At 41.3% G+C, this 21,438-nt stretch carries 14 protein-coding genes; 5 read left to right on the plus strand and 9 right to left on the minus strand.

Features of this window, described 5'->3' with window-relative positions; genetic code table 11:
• Positions 1–575: 575 nt before the first annotated feature.
• Positions 576–821, plus strand: coding sequence for a hypothetical protein (locus V7K31_RS31195; RefSeq protein ID WP_335100344.1), 246 nt, complete (start codon positions 576–578; stop codon positions 819–821).
• A gap of 249 nt (positions 822–1,070) precedes the next feature.
• Positions 1,071–1,523, plus strand: a complete 453-nt coding sequence (locus V7K31_RS31200) for a hypothetical protein (RefSeq protein WP_335100346.1) — start codon at positions 1,071–1,073, stop codon at positions 1,521–1,523.
• Between the two features lie 420 nt (positions 1,524–1,943).
• Here the strand turns inward: V7K31_RS31200 and V7K31_RS31205 are convergent, their stop codons facing one another.
• Together V7K31_RS31205 and V7K31_RS31210 are read right to left on the minus strand one after the other, a co-directional pair.
• Entirely contained in the window at positions 1,944–5,945 is a 4,002-nt protein-coding gene (locus tag V7K31_RS31205) for a DUF2157 domain-containing protein (RefSeq protein ID WP_335100347.1), read from the minus strand.
• Positions 5,946–6,437: 492 nt separating this feature from the next.
• Positions 6,438–7,964: a glycosyltransferase family 39 protein gene (locus tag V7K31_RS31210; protein WP_335100349.1), complete on the minus strand. Its 1,527-nt coding sequence runs from the start codon at positions 7,962–7,964 to the stop codon at positions 6,438–6,440.
• Positions 7,965–8,115: 151 nt separating this feature from the next.
• Between V7K31_RS31210 and V7K31_RS31215 the strand changes: the two genes are divergently transcribed.
• The 3 genes from V7K31_RS31215 (at position 8,116) to V7K31_RS31225 (ending at position 12,549) form a co-directional block, all read left to right on the plus strand.
• Positions 8,116–9,435 carry an RNA-guided endonuclease InsQ/TnpB family protein gene (locus V7K31_RS31215; protein WP_335100351.1) on the plus strand — a complete coding sequence of 440 codons (1,320 nt, stop codon included), beginning with the start codon at positions 8,116–8,118 and terminating at the stop codon, positions 9,433–9,435.
• Between the two features lie 410 nt (positions 9,436–9,845).
• Positions 9,846–11,957 carry a bifunctional arginine dihydrolase/ornithine cyclodeaminase gene (gene argZ, locus V7K31_RS31220; RefSeq protein ID WP_335100353.1) on the plus strand — a complete coding sequence of 704 codons (2,112 nt, stop codon included), beginning with the start codon at positions 9,846–9,848 and terminating at the stop codon, positions 11,955–11,957.
• A gap of 67 nt (positions 11,958–12,024) precedes the next feature.
• Positions 12,025–12,549 carry a DUF2085 domain-containing protein gene (locus V7K31_RS31225; protein ID WP_335100355.1) on the plus strand — a complete coding sequence of 175 codons (525 nt, stop codon included), beginning with the start codon at positions 12,025–12,027 and terminating at the stop codon, positions 12,547–12,549.
• A gap of 106 nt (positions 12,550–12,655) precedes the next feature.
• Here V7K31_RS31225 and V7K31_RS31230 read toward each other — a convergent pair whose 3' ends face one another.
• From V7K31_RS31230 to devC, 7 genes are all read right to left on the minus strand, one after another.
• Positions 12,656–13,384 carry a hypothetical protein gene (locus V7K31_RS31230; RefSeq protein WP_335100357.1) on the minus strand — a complete coding sequence of 243 codons (729 nt, stop codon included), beginning with the start codon at positions 13,382–13,384 and terminating at the stop codon, positions 12,656–12,658.
• 332 nt (positions 13,385–13,716) lie between these two features.
• On the minus strand, positions 13,717–15,000 hold the full coding sequence (locus V7K31_RS31235) for a glycosyltransferase (RefSeq protein ID WP_335100359.1): 1,284 nt from the start codon (positions 14,998–15,000) through the stop codon (positions 13,717–13,719).
• Positions 15,001–15,551: 551 nt separating this feature from the next.
• Positions 15,552–16,811 (minus strand): glycosyltransferase, encoded by a 1,260-nt coding sequence (locus V7K31_RS31240; protein WP_335100360.1) that lies wholly within the window; start codon positions 16,809–16,811, stop codon positions 15,552–15,554.
• Positions 16,812–16,982: 171 nt separating this feature from the next.
• The gene (locus V7K31_RS31245; protein WP_335100575.1) at positions 16,983–17,450 is read right to left on the minus strand and encodes a DUF2141 domain-containing protein; all 468 of its coding nucleotides are present in this window, start codon (positions 17,448–17,450) and stop codon (positions 16,983–16,985) included.
• 189 nt (positions 17,451–17,639) lie between these two features.
• Positions 17,640–18,623, minus strand: a complete 984-nt coding sequence (locus tag V7K31_RS31250; RefSeq protein ID WP_335100361.1) for a glycosyltransferase family 2 protein — start codon at positions 18,621–18,623, stop codon at positions 17,640–17,642.
• Between the two features lie 277 nt (positions 18,624–18,900).
• Positions 18,901–19,905: an NAD-dependent epimerase/dehydratase family protein gene (locus tag V7K31_RS31255; RefSeq protein WP_335100577.1), complete on the minus strand. Its 1,005-nt coding sequence runs from the start codon at positions 19,903–19,905 to the stop codon at positions 18,901–18,903.
• Positions 19,906–20,212: 307 nt separating this feature from the next.
• The gene (gene devC, locus V7K31_RS31260) at positions 20,213–21,391 is read right to left on the minus strand and encodes an ABC transporter permease DevC (protein ID WP_335100362.1); all 1,179 of its coding nucleotides are present in this window, start codon (positions 21,389–21,391) and stop codon (positions 20,213–20,215) included.
• Positions 21,392–21,438: the final 47 nt, after the last annotated feature.

Here is a 21,438-nt window from a genome sequence, read left to right on the forward strand (position 1 = left end):
TCCTCTGATAACCGCAATTTTTCCTCACTCAGGACTCATATTATCTCCCCTGAATTGCCCATAACAAAAGAACCTCACCCTGTCCTATTTTTAATCCCTCTCCTTACTAAGGAGAGGGACAGGTTTTGCATAGTATAACCAGGGTGAGGTATTTCAGGAGCTATGAGACTTAACTGTAAATTGCGTTGAGAAAGACTTGTGTGTATACCAGACTTCTTGCATAAATCAATAAATTTGAACCCCACCCCGCCAAAGCTACGCTTTATCTCCCCTCCCCGCTCTTCGAGAGGGGATTAAGGCTCAATACGCTTGGGTTAAGGATAATTGTAGGTTGGGTTGAACGTAGTGAAACCCAACAAAGTACCGAAAATGTTGGGTTTCGTCCCTCAACCCAACCTACGCTGGTTTTGGTTTTTGACTTTAACCCAAGCGTATTGGATTAAGGCTAGGGTGTTTGGGACTTTTGTAAGAGGTATACCGTAGCCCTAACAGGGAAGGGGTTGAGGGAGAAGTGACGCAGGAATTACAAGTAATTTACCGGATTTGATATCAAGACTTAGTTTGTACTAAGTTATGTGAAAGCAGAAGTTGCTACAAGAAAAGCGGAAGTTTTTACAAGGAAGGCGGAAGTTGCTACAGACTGCGCGAAACACGGAAACGTTAAGGCGGAAGTTGCTACAGGAAAAGCGGAAGTTGCTACAGACTGCACAAAATACAAAAACGTTAAGGCGGAAGTTGCTACAGGGAAGGCGGAAGTTGCTACAGACTGCGCGAAATACGAAAACGTTAACCCTGGAGCAATATTTTTTGATGGATACTAAAGTGTAAATTTTTTAAACGTTCATTTTTCAAACAGCAACTAACAGTATATTCTGAAGTGGATTAGGACATTACAATACCGTAAAAACACTAAGAGATTATAACCTGCAATAATCTCTTGATTGTTGTTTTGAACCTAAAAGCGCAATAGTTTTCGTCCCAGCACTCTTTTTAAGGACTACTATGCGAATTTCGCCCTATTCCATCTCAGGATTATGTGCAGAAAATAGAACTTTATTGGAGGTACGTTTGTGAAATTATCTAAACTGTTTAAAATTCTATGTTTGACAACAGCATTTGGAATTTTATCACCATCTATGTTGTTTATTCAACAAAACAAGGCTCTGGCGGGTGCAGGTACATCTAGCCTTAATACAGGCGAATCATTATCTGTTGGTCAATACTTGATTTCACCTAATCAGCAATATACAGCTGAATTGCAAAGTGATGGAAACTTTGTTCTTTATGATTCATCTAACAATGTTCTGTGGCAATCAAACACTTTTGACACAGAAGTTAACAACATCGTCATGCAATACGACTGCAATTTAGTCATTTATGATTCTAATGCAATCCCCACCTGGGCAACTTTTACTGCAACGGCTTCTAGTTGTAGTCTCCAACTTCAAAATGATGGTAACTTGGTAATTTATACAGGTGCTAATACTCCTGTATGGGAAAGTGGGGAAAGATTGAGAAACTAAAAATAAGCTGCCTTGCCTAATGCTAAATTGCTTTGTCAGTAAACCACAAACTTTTAAAAAGCAACTTAAATCCAGGCGTTTCAGCCTAAGCATTAGAATTTGTAAGTAGTTAATCCAGGAGAATCTCTTGGTTTTAATTACACTGGGAAATAAAAAGCTTTTGTCGGGTGCGTTACTTCGTTAACGCACCATCTAATTACCCTCTAAATAACTTAATAATGGTGGGTTACTACACGGGATACCACCCGACAAAATTCTACTCATCCCAAATTCACTGTGGCATTTCTTTTCTTCTATCCATTCTCTAATTGGGAAGAGAAATCCCCTGATCAATAAGATGAATATAATCACAATGTAGGGCAAGATGCCCACCCCACAAGATTGGATAATTTATTTGTTGGAAATCCCTAATATCTATCGCTATTCCCATGATTGAAATTCATCAATGGCGCTACGAATTAAGGAAGTTATTTGAGCGCGACGGGTTTCAAAGTTGGCGGCAATATAAATCAGTAGGATGCCAACTAGCAAGCCAACAACCCATTTTAAGAAAGAGTATTGTAAGCTGAAAATTACCGATTGATAAATTGTAGTGATTAAAAAAGTCGCTGTACCAATGTAGAGAAAAGCCCGAACTCTTAAAGCTAATCCGGCAAAAATGGCGATGAGGCTGAAAATCCCCGGTATCCAAGCTGTATGTTGATGAAATAAAATTGCCCACCCACAAATTAAACCACTACCTAGCACTCTCAGAATATGACGAGCGGCTTTAGACTCTGGTAGCTTTAATTGGATATCGACTTGAGCAATATAAAGCAGTGATAATCCAATGGGTGTTACATACCACAGAGTATCAGTTAGATGTAAGGAATTAAACCAACGGTAAAGCGCCCAATCAATCAACGCCACACTAATATAGGTAAAACGGATGTTTTCACCCACCTTTGCTAAGAAAATGTAAAATCCAGCTGCGAGTAACAAGGTGATGGGGTAAGTTTGCAGTCTGGTTTCCCATAAAATGATCAGTGGTACAATGTATGCAGCTTGTTGCCAAGGTCTTTTAGACCAACCCCAATTTTCCCAAGGTAGGATGTATAGAAAATAGGCTACCACACAGGCGATCGCACTATTCCAAGGAACTAAAGGCCCAGCCCAAAATTTTCCGACTGCTGTCTCCCGCCAATAAATCCTCATCCCGGCTACCTCTAATAAGCCCAGGTAAACCCACATCTCGCCGATTGTGATTCCTCCAAAGATGCTGGAGTTGGAGAAAGTGCGCGAATTTCGTCCCTGAAAGATGGCATAACGAATCAAAAATACCCCCGTTCCCAATCCCACCAAACGGTTAATTCCAATGGGAGTAATAATGGCAGTCATTAATAAACAGCTACTCCAAGCCCAGTGAATATGAGCAATTCCTTTCAGTTCTTCGGGAGTTAAGCGTAAGTAGCTGACAAGCCAAGGCGACAAGATGCGGTAAGCATACATGATAGTGGCACCAAGAGCAGACATGGCAATTAATGCATCACCTAATGCTCCTCCTGAAGTTTGTAACATTTGATAGAACAAAAGTTCATATGCAGAAATTGATACGCCAATGATTCCTAAATAAAGTAGAGGTTTAAAGCTCTCGCGCCGTCGCCCTACGCCAATGATAATTAGAGCTACACCCAAGGAATACAAACCTGTCCACTCGGTAAAGGTGTGCAAACGCAGCAAGACACTAAATGCAGCATAAATTAATGGTAAAATGTGAAAACTGCTGGGAAGCCTTTGTAATTGATGTCGTCGTCGCCACCACTCTCCGACAAGTTGAGCAATTAAACCTAAAGCGATATTTGCGATCGCTATTTTAACAGTTGAGTGTTCCCCAAACCCCAGCGCTTCGGCAGTCAATAATTCCAAACACCAACCGATGCTATAAAATGCCCAATTTGTTGGTTCCCGCCAACTGCGATAAACAATGGCAATCAAGGCGATCGCAGTGGCAATTAAGTACAAAAATCCAGAAGTACTAAACCCTCGGTAAATCAGAACTGAGTGCAGCGTCAAACCCAATAACTCAAAACCACACAAAGTGATCGCCCATTGATCACTGGCGGCTGCATATATAACTGCTAATTCGTTACTGTGTCGGCTCAAAACTGTCCGCGCTAACCATAAACTGAGAGTTGCGATCGCTCCCACGACAAACCAACCTGCTAGCGCCAGGTGAGGTAAACCTGGCACACCCATCCACAGCAACGCCCCAACAAAACTCAGAAGAAATCCTTCTGTAATTACCGCAGATGTTTGATTTCGGAAATAGCGCGTATTTGCAAACATCAATCCCACACCCACAGCCAAACCGATTAATCTGGTTCCTGGTAGCTGTAAAGTAAGTAGCTGGGCAACTCCTATAGCCAAGACACTTAAGTAACGGCTAGTAGTCCGACGCTCTATAATTGTGGCATTGGCTACACCCATGAGAGCGATCGGCGTAACTAGCCAAATGACTCCCCAATTAGCTCGGCTATCAGCTATGCCATACCAAGATAATTCTGCATTTATCCACAATAGGAAAAAACTAGCGGCGGCTAATCCTAAACCGATGTCCCATGCAATACGTCGCCATAGTCCTTCCTGGAAGCTAAATACCCATTCTGCAACCATCAGAGCTAATAAAATACTTGCCCAGACTTGTTGACTTAGGTTTGGTAACAGCCAATTAATGGTAGAGCATAACGTCAGTACTCCGATGATGTGAGTTAGATATATCAGGGGAAGGGATGAGGGGGAGCGGCGTTGGGTGACGAATGCCAGAGTAATTGTGGAAAATAGCAGATTTAGCGATCGCAATGTGGGATTTATCAGAGCGATCGTTGTTAAAAAAGCTCCAAATAAAAGGGTGAGCAGTTCGCCAAACTTAGCTAATTCTCGCTTTTCGGTGCGATGCAGCTTATCTGTGAGCGCCACCATCAAAACTACGTAGGGAAATAAAGCTATCCCCAGCAACGCCCCAGGTTCATTTTGAGAATTGGTGAGTTGGGTGCCAATTGCGATCGCCCATTTTTGTAAGCTATCAGGTACTAACCGCCAAAAGAGCCAAATCGTCTGTAAGCCGATGACAAAAACCGCCGCGAAGTCAACTTTTAAACTGTATCGCCGCAAGCTACTTCCCACATACCATAAACTCAAACCACTGACAGCGATCGCTTGCCAAGGATAATCTATTACTGAAACCAGCCAACCCAAGAAGAGTAAAATGCCACCAAGTTTTTCCCAGAGTAAGAGGGATGACGGAGATGGAGGCGATGAGGAAAATATTACTGTTACTTCCCCTGCTTCCCCTGCTCCCCCTGCTCCCCCTGCCCCCTGCCCCCTGCCCCCTGCCCTCTCCCCTCCCGGCTGTGCTAACCAAGTTACCAACCAGCCGCAAATACCAATAGCTAACCCCAACTGCGTCACATTTACCCCAGCAACAAAAATTGCCCGCACTAACAGTACTATCAAGCTATAAATAATGACAGCAGCAGACAAACCAATACTTAAGTTAAGGCGTAGGCGTAGCCCGTCGTAGACATCGCGCCGATCTTCCTCGCTGACAAGATTAGGCTGTTGGTAAAGATTGTGATAAACAGTAATAATAGTTGTGCCGATCATTGCCAGATAAACGGCAATCAAGGGAAATCCTTTTAATTGCCAACCCCAATGCAGATAACTTAGCCCCAGAATATTTGCTAAAGGTAATTTGCCAGGATGTAAATTGGCAAAAATGGTACGATTTTTGGAGAGTAAAACAGTTATAGCAGTAAGGGTAGGACAGGCGATCGCAACTACAATCCAATCCAAAGGATTTTGCCACAATCGAAAGCTATCCATTGCCCAAAAGTTTACTGGGACTAACAAAAGGGTGACAATCAGCAGAGTTTGAGCCGTCAATGTGAGATTGCTTTGCCTAGTTGCCCAAAAGCTTAACCCCCAAAAACTCAAAGTATAAGCAAATAAAACTCCATATTGTCCAGAAGCGGGAAAGCTTTCCCACTGACTCGCAGCCAGTACCCCAGAAGACACTACTACCAGAAATACCCCTAGAAAAAGCAGCCAACGGACACTCAGTTCTGCTCCCAAAGACTGCAACATTGTGCTGATAAAGTTGGGTTTAGCTGGTTTTTGTTGCGGTTGTCTACGGCTACTAGATTCTAAAGCTGCTACGGCCAACTGCTCCACAGAGTCGGAAGTTGCAAATACTACCTTTGTTTTAGCTTCTGGCTGAGGTTGCAACACCACCGCGCACACCAAAAAATCTTGGCATAGCTGCCTAACTTGGGTATCGGATATCAAACCTAAGCGCAGCCATATATCTAATCCTTCTAATAACTGAGGATGGGAGGATGGCAGTCTGATTTCAAATTTTAGCGGGTGGTCAAGAGGTAATGACATAAGCCGCAGCCATAGTAATATATACTTAAATCACGAATTTAATTAAAGTATATTTTGGCTCTAATTGTGCCACCTATTAGGCTGATTAATATTAATTTTTAACGCGATCGCATCAAGTACATCATAACCCCCTCCTCACTTGCCTACGGTGTACACACAAATTATCAGATTACCCAAAAGTCTCTAAAACCCCACTCTGTCCTATCTTTAATCCCTCTCCTTAGTAAGGAGAGGGACAGGTTTTACGTAGTAAAACCAGGGTGAGGTATCTTAGAGGCTATTGACTCGTGCATTCATTGAGGCTCCGACTCAATTTTGACTGGAGGCAGCAGCCCCTAATCAGCCATTCCTAGCTTTGCATGGGAACGAGAAATAGTTAATCAAGCTTTTTTCGACTTGTGTGTACACCCTAGCCTTACTAAAGAGAGGAGGTTAGGGATTAGGTCTATATTAAACTCAACTCCTAACCCTAGATACTCCTGTATCTTTAGTTTAGGTAGATTTTGTTAATTTCCAGAGAAAGTCGTTTATCTGCTGTAACTTCGAGTTATAAATTTTCTCAACTCTAGCTTTTAACAAGTCAGAGGGATTGAACAAGAATATGTCAGTAAAGCCATTAGTCATCTGTGGTAACTGATTTTTCTCTACGATTTGAAATCGCACTTTTGGAGTAACTATGTAACTAAGTATTTGTATTCGTGGAATTATGCTATCATCACTAATTAAAAGCGGTTTATTACCTTGATTAATAATGTGAGCAATTTGAGGATATTCTTGGTATTTTTCCGGGATTTGGTTCCACCAAATCTGGGCTTGAGAGTGGAGCATACAAGATATAACTCCGCCCATAATTAGTATGAAAGTTAGAAGTGACCAGAGCTTTTTTTGCCAAACTTTAGTAGAAATAGACGTAATTTTAGTGGTCAATAGGTAAGCAACAGCTAACTGTATACCTAAAACTGAGGGAAGTGTATATCGACTAGTAGCATATCGCTTTTGAAAGACGAAATCCACTAACAGTAGGGGAAGCCCTACAGACCCAATCAAGGTTAAGATAAATAACCAAACTTCTTTAGATGTTCTTCGACAGAGAACATAAATTGAATAGATCATTAGAGCTAGAATAATTAAAATAAAAGGAATTAAGGCAATCTTAAGTTTTCCGGGATCGCTAGGGCTAATACCTAAATCAAGAAACGTCCGACTAAAGATACCAGCCCACCTTGCAGCTGACGCAAATAATGTTGATTTAACATTTGCCCAATCTACTGCTTCTGGCTGAGGGTTGGTAATAATAATCCAAATCCAAGGTACAAAAGTTAGAAATCCCGCAAGGAATGATCGCAGGTAATAAATTGATGTTTTACTCAATCGGAAGCGTTCGATTGCAATTACATAAATTCCCTGTGCAAAAGCAACCAAGGTAAAAAATATATGAGTATAAAACCCTAGTGATAATGTTGCTGCATAAATACACCAACTAACCTTTGTTTCAAGGCGTAAGGCTCGCAGCAGTGCTATGCTCGATATTAAGATAGTTACTATCCATAAACTGTATGCTCGTGCTTCTTGTGCATACACGACATGAACAGGCGAAACGGCTACCAATGCGATCGCTATCCATCCGATTAGTGAAGACTTAAATAATTCTTGACATAACCAATAAAGACAAGGAAAGGTAAGCAGACTAATAAATGCCGAAAAACTTCTTGTCACTGCTACAGAATTGCCAAACCATTCTACCCAAAACCGCGTCATCAAGATGTATAGCGGCAAAATCTGCGAGTCTTCTAAAATAATCCCTTTAATTGTATCAATTGTGTTTTTCTCAGGATTGGGATACTGATATTTATGCAAATCTTCTATACTGATTAAATGACCATTACTTAACTGCTCATTTATTTCTGACACCATATAGCCAGATATGCGTAATGATGAGAAAACCTCATCACCCCAATAAATTTTGTTATCAAGATTGACGAAGCGAAAAAATACACCGATTACTAATAAAATGATCATTAAAAAACGTAACCAAGATATAGAAATAAGCCATCTCTGTGACAATTGCTTTTTCATGCAGCTTTCAATCTCCTCAAAGCATTAATAAATCGTGGTAGGATTTTATTATTAATAGGACTTACGCAAAACTACACGCGCTCAGGGGCAATTCATGAATTACCCCTACGGAAAATCAGGGCTTTCACTGCCTTTTTATATTTATTATGAGTATATGTTACTCACTTACCAGTACAAATTAGCGCCCACACCTGAACAGATTGTCATTCTTGAAATCTGGGGTGAACTGCTGCGTCGTCACTGGAACTATGCGTTGGGTGAAAGATTGGATTGGCTAAGACGCACAAGGTCACAGGTTGACCGTTGCAGTCTGGTTTGTGAACCAATTGGGGAGATACCAAGCAAAGTAGACTATTTCGCGCAAGCTTCAAACCTCAAGGAAACCAAAGAACTATTCCCTGACTACAAAAATATCTATGCCGACTGCCAACAGCAAAACCTGATGAGGTTGGACAAGGCATGGAAGCGGTGGTTGACTCCTGACAAGAATGGGAAGCGGGGAGGGCGACCACGTTTTAAAAAACCTGGCGATATCAGTTCGTTTACCTTCCCACGCGTCAACCACCCAAAGGCGGGTGCATATCTGACAGGCAACGTTCTCAAATTGTCCAAGATTGGAAAGATTGAAGTTATCTTGCATCGTCAAATTCCTGACGGATTTGAGATTAAGCAAGCGACGATTTTAGTTAAAGCAGATGGATGGTATTGCAGTTTTTCTTTGGAAGATAAAACTGTACCAGCTGTGTTGCCGATTGAGGAAATAAAAACTGCTACTGGCATAGATGTCGGGCTAGAAAAGTTTTTAACTACTGCTAACGGGCTAAGTATTGCAGTGCCGCAATATTACCGTAAAGCCCAGGCAACATTAGCGCGTCAGCAACGTCAGCTTGCTCGTCTTACTAAGGGGTCTAAGAACTACCAAAAACAGTCCAACAAGGTTGCTCGACTTCACTTGCACACTGCAAGACAAAGAAAAGAGTTTCATTATCAACTTGCTCATTGGTTGGCTAATTCTTATGACTTAATTGTTTTTGAAAACTTGAACATTAGGGGTTTAGCTAGAACACGGTTAGCTAAATCGATATTAGATGTTGCTTGGGGCGCATTTCTAGAAATTATGCAAGCAGTAGCGGTAAAACGCGGCAAGCATACTATAGGAGTTGACCCTAGAGGGACAAGTATCAATTGTTCAAATTGTGGGCAGAGGGTTGAAAAAACTCTTGCAATCCGTGTTCATAGTTGTTCTTGTGGATTAGTTATTGACCGCGACTGGAACGCTGCATTAATTCTTTTGAAGCGTGGGTCGGTTGGACTACCGATTTCTGGCTGTCGAGGCTTAGACATTAGTCAGCCTGTGAAGCAGCAAGTCTCATTTGTAAATCTGAGATGCTCCCGTTACACCGCTTGCGGTTAGCGGGAGAGTTGTCACGCTACTTTAAGACGTATTGCCCGACGCTACAACTATTTATTAAAAACTCTTGCCACAGTCCAAAAATTACAAGCTACTCGGTAAGTCAAAACCGCTATCTAACAACGATTGAACATTAAAGTACTTTTAAGTATGGGATTTATCCTCTGTTAAGAGCAGCCTTACTCAGGACTAGTGAAACAGTCATGTCCAAGAGATCCATGCTGTTTTGTCAGCTTCTGTACTTATTCTCCTCACTTTGTCTCTTCCAGTAATAGAATTAATAACGAAGGCTTTGTAAAGCTTTCAACTATCAAAAGATAGAAGCTCTAATAGCAGATTTTACCAAATGTCAGTAAATCAAAAATCTGTATCTAAAATAGGCTTGTAGCATATAAAACGCTTGTAAGATTTTTATGACTTCCCGTATTCGCTTTTTAATGTGTCCTCCTGACCACTACGATGTGGACTATGTGATTAATCCCTGGATGGAAGGGAATATTCACAAATCATCGCGCGATCGCGCCGTCGAACAGTGGCAGGGACTACACCAAATCCTTAAAGAACACGCCATTGTAGACTTAGTACCACCTGAAAAAGGCTGGCCTGATTTGGTTTTCACCGCCAACGCCGGCTTAGTACTGGGGGATAACGTCGTCCTCAGTCGCTTTTTACACAAAGAACGTCAGGGAGAGGAACCTTTCTTCAAACAATGGTTTGAGGCAAATGGTTATAAAGTCAATGAACTACCCAAAGATTTACCCTTTGAGGGAGCAGGGGACGCACTGCTGGATCGAGAAGGACGCTGGTTATGGGCGGGATACGGTTTTCGCTCGGAATTAGATTCTCACCCTTATCTAGCTAAATGGCTGGATATTGAGGTGCTTTCCCTGCGACTCACAGATGAACGTTTCTATCACCTGGATACCTGCTTTTGTCCCCTAGCAAATGGCTATTTACTGTACTATCCCGGTGCTTTTGATTCTTACTCCAACCGCTTAATTGAGATGCGAGTCGCAGCAGAAAAGCTGATCGCAATTGAAGAAGCCGATGCAGTTAACTTCGCTTGTAATACGGTGAATGTAGACAGCATTGTGATCATGAACAAGGCGAGTGATGCTTTGAAAAGCCGCCTTGTGGAGGTAGGTTTCCAAGTGCTGGAAACACCGCTGACCGAATTTCTCAAAGCTGGTGGCGCGGCTAAATGTTTAACTCTGCGGGTGACAGAACCAGTTAGAGATGAAATTCATGCCAATGTCTCGGTAGAAAGCCGCGTCATTCGCATGGAAGGACACTTGCTGGACGCAGGTTTAATTAACCGCGCTTTGGATTTAATTATAGACGCCGGGGGAAGTTTCCAAGTCCTGAATTTTAACTTGGGAGAACAACGACAAAGTACTTCAGCCGCCGAAGTTAAGGTATCAGCACCATCTCATGAGGTGATGGAAGAAATCATCTCAATGTTGATTGATTTGGGTGCAGTAAATTTACCCCAAGATGAGCGAGATGTCAAACTGGAACCAGTGATCCAAGATGGCGTTGCGCCTGATGATTTCTACGTCAGTACGATTTATCCCACCGAAGTCAGAATTAATGGTCAGTGGGTGAAGGTAGAAAATCAACGGATGGATGGCGCGATCGCCATTACTGAAACTCCCACTGGTTTAATCGCTCGGTGTAAAATACTCCGTGATTTAGTAGTTGGCGAACAGGTAATTGTAGACGTGCTAGGTATCCGCACCATCCGCAAAACTGAATCGCGGGAACTACGCAGCAGCCAAGAATTTAGCTTTATGTCGGCGGGGGTTTCCAGCGAACGGCGCGTGGAATTGGTTGTTGAACAAGTGGCTTGGGAATTGCGGAAAATCCGCGATGCTGGTGGTAAGGTAGTTGTCACGGCTGGGCCGGTGGTGATTCACACTGGTGGCGGCGAACACTTAGCGCAACTAATTCGGGAAGGATATGTACAGGTATTGCTGGGTGGAAATGCGATCGCAGTTCACGACATCGAGCAAAATATCATGGGCACTTCCTTGGGTGTAGACATGAAGCGGGGTATCGCCGTCCGTGGTGGACACCGCCATCACCTCAAGGTAATTAATACTATCCGTCGTTATGGCAGCATTCCCAAAGCTGTGGAAGCGGGAGCGATTAAAAGTGGCGTGATGTATGAGTGTGTTCACAATCATGTGCCTTTTGTGCTTGCGGGATCGATTCGGGATGACGGACCTTTGCCTGATACCCAAATGGATTTGATTAAAGCACAAGAGGATTATGCTAAACACTTAGAAGGTACGGAGATGATTTTGATGCTGTCATCAATGCTGCACTCCATTGGGGTGGGTAATATGACTCCGGCTGGTGTGAAAATGGTGTGTGTGGATATTAATCCAGCTGTAGTGACTAAGTTAAGCGATCGCGGTTCTGTAGAATCGGTGGGTGTGGTGACGGATGTCGGTTTGTTCCTCAGTCTGTTGATTCAGCAGTTGGATAAGTTGACAAGTCCCTATGTTAATAAGGTAGGTTAGGAGAACGTAGACGTAAAACGGCTTCCCGCAGGGTACCGCGAAGGCGCAAAGGGCGCGAAGAAAGGGAATGACAAGAGTAGCTTTTAGTGAAGAGTTGCAGGTTAATTGGGTCAGTTTGATTGCTGATTTTATGTTGGTGGGGATGGTTTTTGGCCCGCCAATTGCTCCCTTTCTGGCTGCGTCTGGGGTGTTTTTGCTTGGGGGAATTGCGGACATCATCTATTTGATGGGTAATCATGTATGTCCGCAACCAGCTATGGGGTTAGAGTTAGCACCACCGTTTATTATGGCTGTATGTATGCGCTGCTACGGCACTGTAACGGGTTTGCTGATTACTCGTCTGTTGTATGGGATAACTGGTGGTAAGGGATTTTACTGGTTAAGTCAATATGGCTTACGTGGTGCGGCTTTAGCTAGCGTGCTGATGATGGCTTATCCTTTGGAATTGGCAGCACAGGTTTTCGGTTTGTGGAGTTTTAATAATTATCTGGTTACGCCTTTTGGGTTGATTACAGGTTTGGCGTGGGGATTGTTTGCTATGCCGATTTTGCATGGCTGGCGTGGTGCTAAAACTAGTTTAGATGAATTATAGAAATGGTTTTCCGGGATTTAGGAACGTGGATTAAATAAAATGCAAAACTTCATCCTGTCTCACGATCCCTCTCCTTTATAAGGAGAGGGATTGAGAGTGAGGTAGGCTAACTAACGGCTGATTTATATTTTTGCCGTAAGCCTACACTTAAGGCTCCAAAAGTTAATGCACCCAAAGCCAAATTAGGTTCGGGAACACTGGCAATATAGGGTTTACTAAGCAACTGAGTTACACCCAAATCTTTTTTACCAAGGTTAGTAGCTTTGAAAACGTACCTCTCCAGGTCGGGAGCCGCTACAATAGACTTATTTTCGTTTGAAATACCATTCCAGACACCAAACTCAGTCAAAAGCAATTGATAGCTAAACACGCCATCTGAATCTCCAATAAGTTGCAGAGGTGCTGAAAATTTCAGGACATTGTCATCAAGGCTGTATGGTACTGAACCACGAATTTTACCCCAGCCTCCTGAATTTGGTTCCGATGCACCAACTGAAAAAACATCACGTATCCGAATGTCACTTGCAACCGAAATTTCTTCTCCGCGAATAATTGAGGAAAAGTTACTATAGATAGGGGATGCATTCAAAATAGGCAATTCCCCATCCGGATCAATAAAGTATTGGAAAGAGTCGGCGTGCCGATTAAATTTATCAACTGTGAAAAAGTCTGGCGCCTTATTAAAATTTACAGTGAATAACACTTCTTTGGCATCAAGATTTACTACGGCTGACTCTGATTCAACTAATAGTACTGCTTGCGCTATTTGCCCTGTGCCCAAGGCAATTAAAGCTGCTGCTGCCAGAGACACTGAGAATTTTTGTACATATGTCATAAAAATTACTTTCTTAACCGTACTATGACATCAAAATAGTACAGCAGATAATATATTAATTAAAAGTTATCAGAGTAACTTTACTGCAAATTTATGATAACTTTACAGAATTTTTAATAAATATCGTACTAATTCAGGATATGCGATCGCATTTGTATCCAAAGTTGAAAAACTTCCATTCTTATCCCAGCGATTGAACTCTGGGGATTCATTTTAATGCGATGTCTACGACGGGCGTAGCTGCGGCACCATTGGACTAACAGCGTTGATCAAACTCAAAGTCACTAATTAGCGATCGCTAGTATCTACAGTACTAGCGATCGTCGTGTTTGTTATCGCTGTGGTCTTATACTGCCTGTACTTACCTTCACCTTCTGCGATCGTTCAACAATCTGGTAAAGTTTGTCTTCTAATTTTTGCATACATGCTGACCAATCAAATTCGAGTATGGAAGGGCGAGCCTGCCGAGTCATATCTGCTTTCAAATCGGGATTTTCTAGAATCGCAATTACCCTTTGGGCGAAATCTGTGGGATTGTTAGGTTGGGCAAGGAAGCCGTTGCGACCAGGAAATACCTGTTCTGCGGTTGAGGGTGCAACAACAGCAACTACAGGCGTTCCAGACGCTAACGCCTCGTTATTTGTAGTGCAGAAGTTCTCGGTAACGGAAGGGTTGACAAAAACATCCGCTCTGGCAAACCAACCCAAAAGTTCTGTACCGTGAGACTCGCCCCAGATGGTAATACCCGATCCAAACTTTTGGGCACGCTGACGAATTTCTTCATCTAGAGGACCACTACCAACAATCACCAGATGGACATCAGGAATTTTGGCCGCGATGACTGGAAATATATCAAGTAGTTGGTTGACATTCTTTTCGGGGGTGATGCGTCCGACAAACAAAAGAGTCGGTCGGTTGTCATTAGGAATCGGATCGTAACAGATGTTTCGCGGGTGAAATTTTTCGCAATCGATGCCTTGATAAGCGACGTATTCGGCGCGTTGGCATTTCAGTTCTTCGTATTTAGTGAGTTGTTCTTTAGAAGAGAAGTAATTAAAGTCATAAGACTCACTAAATTGTTTGACTAAAACAGGAATGATCGGACGAACCAAGCTGAAGAACTGATCGCCAAAGTAATATTTGATATAGGCAACAATATCTGTATGGAAGAGTGATATTATTGGCGTGCCTGTTCGTTTTGCGTATTCAACGCCAATGGGGCGACCATAACCTTGCAAGAAAAATGAGTATAAACCTCTCATTTGCGCCGCTTCTTCAACAATTATAATGTCAGGCTGGAATTTCTCCAGCAACTTAGTATCACTCCAATGTCGATAGTTCAATGGTTGAGGAAGAGACTTGTAGAATAGCAGTGGTTGTGTAGGGAATGCGTAAGCAGAGAAATTGGAGAAAGACTGAATTTCATCTAAACCTGGCATGGGGCGATCGCCAACATTTTTGGGGTAGCGATCGTTGATTTGCGGATGGATTAAAAAAACCTCATGTCCCTGCTCTAGCAACCAACGAACTCGTTGGTGTACTGCAACAGAAACTCCAGTTAAGAAAGGAGCGTACAATCCTGTAAACAGTGCAATGCGAAGTTTTTGCTTAGTCATAGAAAAGGGGAATATTTCAAGAAGTTGCTGGTTTTTAATTTAGGATTTACGCAGCAAATGTTTTATGAACATCCTGATTATTTGGCTCATAAATTCCCACTAATATCATGTCCGCTTGATTGCTTATTAAACGTGAAGAAGCCCAAAGAGCCAAAGCTATGCTTTGTCTCCCCTCCCGAAGAACTCTTAGGGGTTGGGGGTGGGGTTCTTTTATTATCGGTAATTTGGCGGACATTGATATAATAGAGTTAAACCAAGGATTTACGCATTGTCAAATAGCTGAAAATGTCGATTCTAAAGTGGATGTTTATAAACCTGAATTGAAACTATCAAAACATCCAAAATACTAAGTCAAAATCCCCCTTAATATATTTGTCTAAACCCTTGCCATTAATGCAAATACATTTTGCTAATCAACAAACAAAAGCGTATATTTTGACAAGGGTTATAGCTAATATAGTTCTACTAAATATAAGATAATATATTTTGAAGACTAGGGAATGTTTAGTGTAAGAACTTTCATGCCCTAGTTCATAATTCAACGATTCAGTTCAAAGAGAAACCTTGCTATCAATAGGCTGATCCAACCATTGATAAGGGCGATATTCGATTAGCCGGATATTCCAGGGACTTTGAACCCGATAGCTAACACCGCGCCAAGTAACTGTTGAAATCCATAGTGACGATAGTATTGCTAACCCATAAACCCACTGTGTCAGAGGAATCCCAATTAACATTTTAATGATTGTAGGAGCTGATAATTTGGCGATCGCCTGGTCATTAGAGCGAACGACTCGCTGTATCTCTAATTCCAAAACGAGCATTATTAAGAGCAATCCGATAGTATAGACTCCATAGCAACCTAACAAGAGAGTCGCAGCTTCCCATTTTGCCTCTAACAACGACTCTAAAATTAAGATGATCACTGTAGTCGGAAACAAAATGCTAGAAACAGCTTCACTAACTAAAGCTAACCAACGTGGGTGATACAGTCGAGAATACAGCATTAGACGCTTGAGATAGTCTATTAAGTTGAATAAATCAGTCTCTTCACGATTTACTATCAACAGCGAAGGCACAAACTTTACCTGCAACCCATGTTTTTTGAGGATGTCGTGCATCATAAAATCTTCGCCTAAAGCTTGTCCCCACTTATCTAGCAGTTCTGTTTGGCGAAATACTTCTGTTTTCACAGCTAAAGATCCACCCCAAGGAATCTGGAAGATAAACATTTGCACTACTGTGGATACATTGCCGATATAGCGCACTAAAGATCCCCAATACTTACCTGTAGGTACGTACCAACGATTACCTGTTGTTGCCCCCACTTTAGCATCGTTTAAAGGACTGACTAATTCTCGCAGCCAATTCACATGAACTATAGTATCAGCATCTACTAGAGCAACCACCTTGTATGAATCATCCAACTCGCGGACAGCTTGCACTAAAGAACTGCATTTGAGACTACAATTGTTGCGTACTATTCTCAAAGGGCTGATTTGAACATTGGTTGCTTCTTGCTCTGTAATGGTTTCACTGGCAATTTTCCAAGCGGGATCTTCGTGACTATCAACGATCAACTTTAAATCATACTGTGGATAATTCTGATTTAGGAGCGATCGCAAACATCTAGGCAAAAAGGGATCGGCTCCGCGTAGACAAAGAATCACTGCGGTTTTGGGCAACTGGTCATCTGGTAATAAGTTTTTTTTGGATGAGCGCAGATACCATATAAAGACAAGCGTAAAACACACCTGAATAACCACCCAACTCATCAAAGACTTAGAGAGAAATATCGCCAAATCTTCCATTAAATTTTTAATCTCCGGTAGAATCTCGGCTTGTTTATATGTAGGTCTGATCTAAACCGTAATTCTGAAGAATTGGGCATGGGGCAATTCAATTTTGGATTTGGGATTTTAAATTTTGGATTAAATTTCAATCTAAAATCCAAAATCTAAAATTCTTGCTCCCTATTCCCTTTACGAATCCAGCGAATATTTAATGATGATGTTGACTGTTGTATCTTTGTTTACAACAAAACTGGCATCACGAAACTTTGGTGTACCTGTTTCTATGGACACAGTTGGATTTTTGGAAATCCCAAAACCTTCTTTAGGAATACCGAAAAAGTCTTTATTCAGTTTGCGATCGCCATTCTGATCATCAACCACGGCGACAGCATAAGTTCCAGGCTTCAAACCGAAAAATTCTTTTTTTACAGAACTTCCAGTAATCTTAACGCAGCCACTTTGATCTTCACTATTATTACTCGTCGGAAATCCTCGTTCACTTGGGTAAAGTCGCAAGCAAATCTCACCTTTTTGGTGGTGTATTCCATTTACCACAACAGTAAGTTTTACAGTCGGCTCGGCATTCACTGTTTTAGCAAAGCTGATACTCACTAAAGTAGCAAGCAAAACACGACATAATTGAGATAGTTTCAACATAGTTTTGTAGTCAGAATAGGTGATTTTAGGGCTGAAAAAAGGGAGCATCTTAGTTTTGCAAATAGACATCTTGCTCCCTCTCCTTAGTAAGGAGAGGGTTGGGGTGAGGTTTTACAAGGCTTTTTACGCAAGTGAGATGCTGCATAATAAAAAGCTGCGATCGCCAGATTTTCTTTCTGAAGTAATTCGTCAAAGTGTGACTTGCTGCTCTTTAATTAATGCTCCTTGGCAACTTTTCCAAAGTCTTTGCAGCACTATTAGCAAATCTTTCAGCAAAAGATATTCTGTCCCTTTTAACTGCTGATGTAGACTTATATGACAATACAGCCGCTCATACAAACTCAGGGGACTACGCCAGATTGAGAGTACATACTCCCAGATGATTCTCCAATGTGGCAATAAAATTTTTCCTTTCTTTGCTGAATCAAACCATACTGCATATGCATAAAAATCAGGCAGCATACTCAATGAGTGTTTTTTACTGTTGTTAGTAAACAACAAATAATTAGGGAAATACATACTCATTGATTGTTGCGGATGGCTTCTAGCAAAAAATAGGTATTCAGGGATTTCATAAAACCTACCAAGAATACCAAGTCTTAACAAGAAAATTCCATCTGCATTACCATAACCACCCATAGGCGGTATCATTCTCAGGGCACTGGCACGAATTACTCCATAACATTGATAACATAAATGCTTGGTCAGCAATTCGTGAAAACGCTCGTGTGCTTTTAGTGCATCTGCCTTGAGTTTTATATCGTAGTTTTGAAGAAAATTCCCCTGTTCATCAATGAAATTTGTCTGGGAGTGACACAAGATTATGGTAGGATCTTGGTCAAGCACCTCAACACACTTCTTGACAAAATCTGGAGCATGTAGATCATCATGGGCTGCCCATTTAAAGTACTCACCTGAAGACAATTCAAATACGCGATTGAAGTTAAGAGCGCAACCGATATTATTGTCATTGCGATAGTAACAGATACGTTGGTCTTGCTCGACGTATGCTCTACAAATTTCTTCAGTTTTATCTGTGGATGCATTATCTGAAATAATTAGCTCAAAATCTTCAAAGGTCTGAGCCAAGAGTGAATCTATGGCTTCTTTGATAAATTTTTCACCATTATATACAGGTAATCCTATGCTCAATCGGGGCTGATTGCTACTCATAGAAAATAAGTATTATGAAAATGTCGGGATTATTGTATGCTTAATTACAGCTAATTTTTAGGCAGATGCAACGTAAGAATTCAGAATTCAGAATTTAGTAGGTTGGGTTGAGGAACGAAACCCAACATTATCAATGGAAGAATTCAGAAGTCATAATTTAGTAGGTTGGGTTGAGAAACCAAACCCAACATTATCAATGCTTTGTTGGGTTGAGCGATAGCGAAACCAAACCTACTATTCTAATTCTTCTATTTCCCTACTCCCCACTCTCAAAAGATTATTTGATCAAGTTTTGAATATCCGTTCTTTGCAGCCATTCATGTGTTCGCTGCATTCCTGATTCTAGGTCAATTGTTGGTTTATAATTTAACAGACTTTGTGCTTTGACAATGGAACAAGCGTAGGGACGAGTCATAAAATCTATAGACTCTGGTAAAATATCAACTTTTTGGCGAAAAAGTTTTTGTCCTTGAACACGCAGCTTTAGAAACAACTTGATTTCATCTTTCGGTAATGAAAGGGGTGCTGATAAACCTTCCATTGCTGCTAAATGCATAAAATACTCTTTCCACGAAGTTTCTTGTCCGTCGGTGATATTAAATATTTCACCGGAGGTTTCTTTTTCTATCGCCAGAAAGATGCCATCAATCAGGTTATCTATATATACATGATTGATTACTCCTTTACCATCATTGGCACAGGCAAATAATTTTTGACGCATCATCAGAATTGGTCGAACTATCCAGGGAATACTTCCTGGTCCGTAAATATCTCCAGCTCGAATAACGATGATCCCAAAATCAGGAGGATTATTCAATTCTAATAGTGCTGTTTCGGCTTCTATTTTCGTTTGACAGTAGGGATTATTTTCGCCAGAGAGTGGCCCTGATTCTGTAACACCATTCGGATAGTTGAAACCATAAACCATCACACTGGATAGATGCACAAATATTTTGACACCAGCCTGTTTAGCGGCTTTAGCCATGTTGATAGTACCACCAACATTGACATCACGAAAACGGTTAATTGCGCCAGCTTCTTCGGCAATTTGATCTGTATGTAAAACGATGTCTACTCCCTGACAAGCCTTTTGAGCAATAGTAGAATCGGTGATACTACCAATAATTAGCTCAACACCTAAATTATGTAATTGTTTGTTCTGTTCTGTAGAACTTTGCAGTCCACGAACCTTCATTCCTTGCGCTATGGCTAACTCGGCTGTACGCAAACCGACAAGTTCATCAATCCCGGTAATTAGGAGGGTTTTGTTTTTGAGGTTCATAAAGTCGGGATTATTGTTAAATGGGTGAATTGGAGTTGTTAGATAAAAGACTTCAAAGTTATACAAAATTTTGATTTTGGTAAAGACTTTTAATCTAAAATCTAAAATTGGTATAACCTGTGTAGGTTGGGGAGCCACTGTGTTGGGCGGGTTTCCCGACTTGTTCGCGCAGCGTCTCCCCTTGGGAGAAGCAAGTGGCGTTTGAGGAACGAAACCCAACATTTGTCGTGGTTTGTTACCCAACCGTATTGAGTTCTGAGTCTATATCAGGGGAAAATAATTTGATTATTTTGCCGCTAATAATCAGCTAGAAAATATCTCCCGGATCTGCGGAGCGGAGTTTGTTGATAGCAAGCGCTCCTGATGTTATACACATTAATACTGTTGAAGTTAAGACTATCAGTGCATTATTAGTGGTCATAACTATTGGTAATTTAGTTGCTTCGGCTGCAAAACTATATAACAACACAGAAGTAATAAATCCTGGGATATAACCTAAAATCGCCAAAATTAAAGCTTGCTGAAATACCACATTTAATAAATATCTATTGGCATAACCTATGGCTTTTAAGGTGGCGTAAGCAACGAACTGCGTAGCAATATTGCTATAAAGAATTTGATAAACAATAACTACACCAACAACCGCAGCCATTGTTAACATCAAGTTAAGTATAAAACCAATTGGTGTTCTGACTGCCCAATATTTTTTCTCAAAATCAATGAAGCCTTGGCGTGTAAAAACTTGAACATCATTAGGCAAACTTGCTTGTAAATTTTTCAGTACTGTTTCTGCATTAGTACCAGGTTTGAGGGAAATCAAACCGATATCGATCATATCTGCCGGACGACTATTGGGATTTATCCTCAAGAAAGTTGAGTCACTAACAATTAAGTTGCCATCTACACCAAAGGAAGGTCCCAAGCTGAATAAACCACCAACTCTCACTCTATAGCCAATTAATGAATTGTAAGGAAATATTTCAATTGTCTGTGCAGTATCTCCCGCATTAAATTTTTCAGCTATTGGGCCAAACTCTGGACGAGAACCCCGGTCAAAAAGCATGACATCGGGAATTTTTAGTTTATCTAAATTTTTCTCAACTTCTGGGATATTCATCACAGGTCTGCCTGGATCGAAACCAATCACATATATTGAATATTTCTCACTAGTTGCTGGATTTTTCAGTTTGGCAAATTGCAAATACATCGGGCTAACTGACTCTACACCATCAAATCCCAATGCTTGATATAAACGAGTCCGCGAAAAGCTTTGATTTGAGGTCAAAGATTTATATTGCGAACTAACTAAAAACAAATCTCCTTTGAGATTCTGATGGACTGCGGTTGCACTGGAATAAAGAGCATCTTGAAAACCAAGTTGCACAAACATTAGCAGCACAATAAAACCAATCCCGGCTACAGCTACTAGTAAACGAACTTTTTGCTGGGCTAGCTGTAGCCATGCTAAAGGAATTTTGAAAATCATGGATTTATTTGTTATTTGTCATTTGTCATTTGTCATTTGTGAATGAC

Source organism: Nostoc sp., assembly GCF_036917675.1.
In the GTDB taxonomy this organism is placed as follows: domain Bacteria; phylum Cyanobacteriota; class Cyanobacteriia; order Cyanobacteriales; family Nostocaceae; genus Nostoc.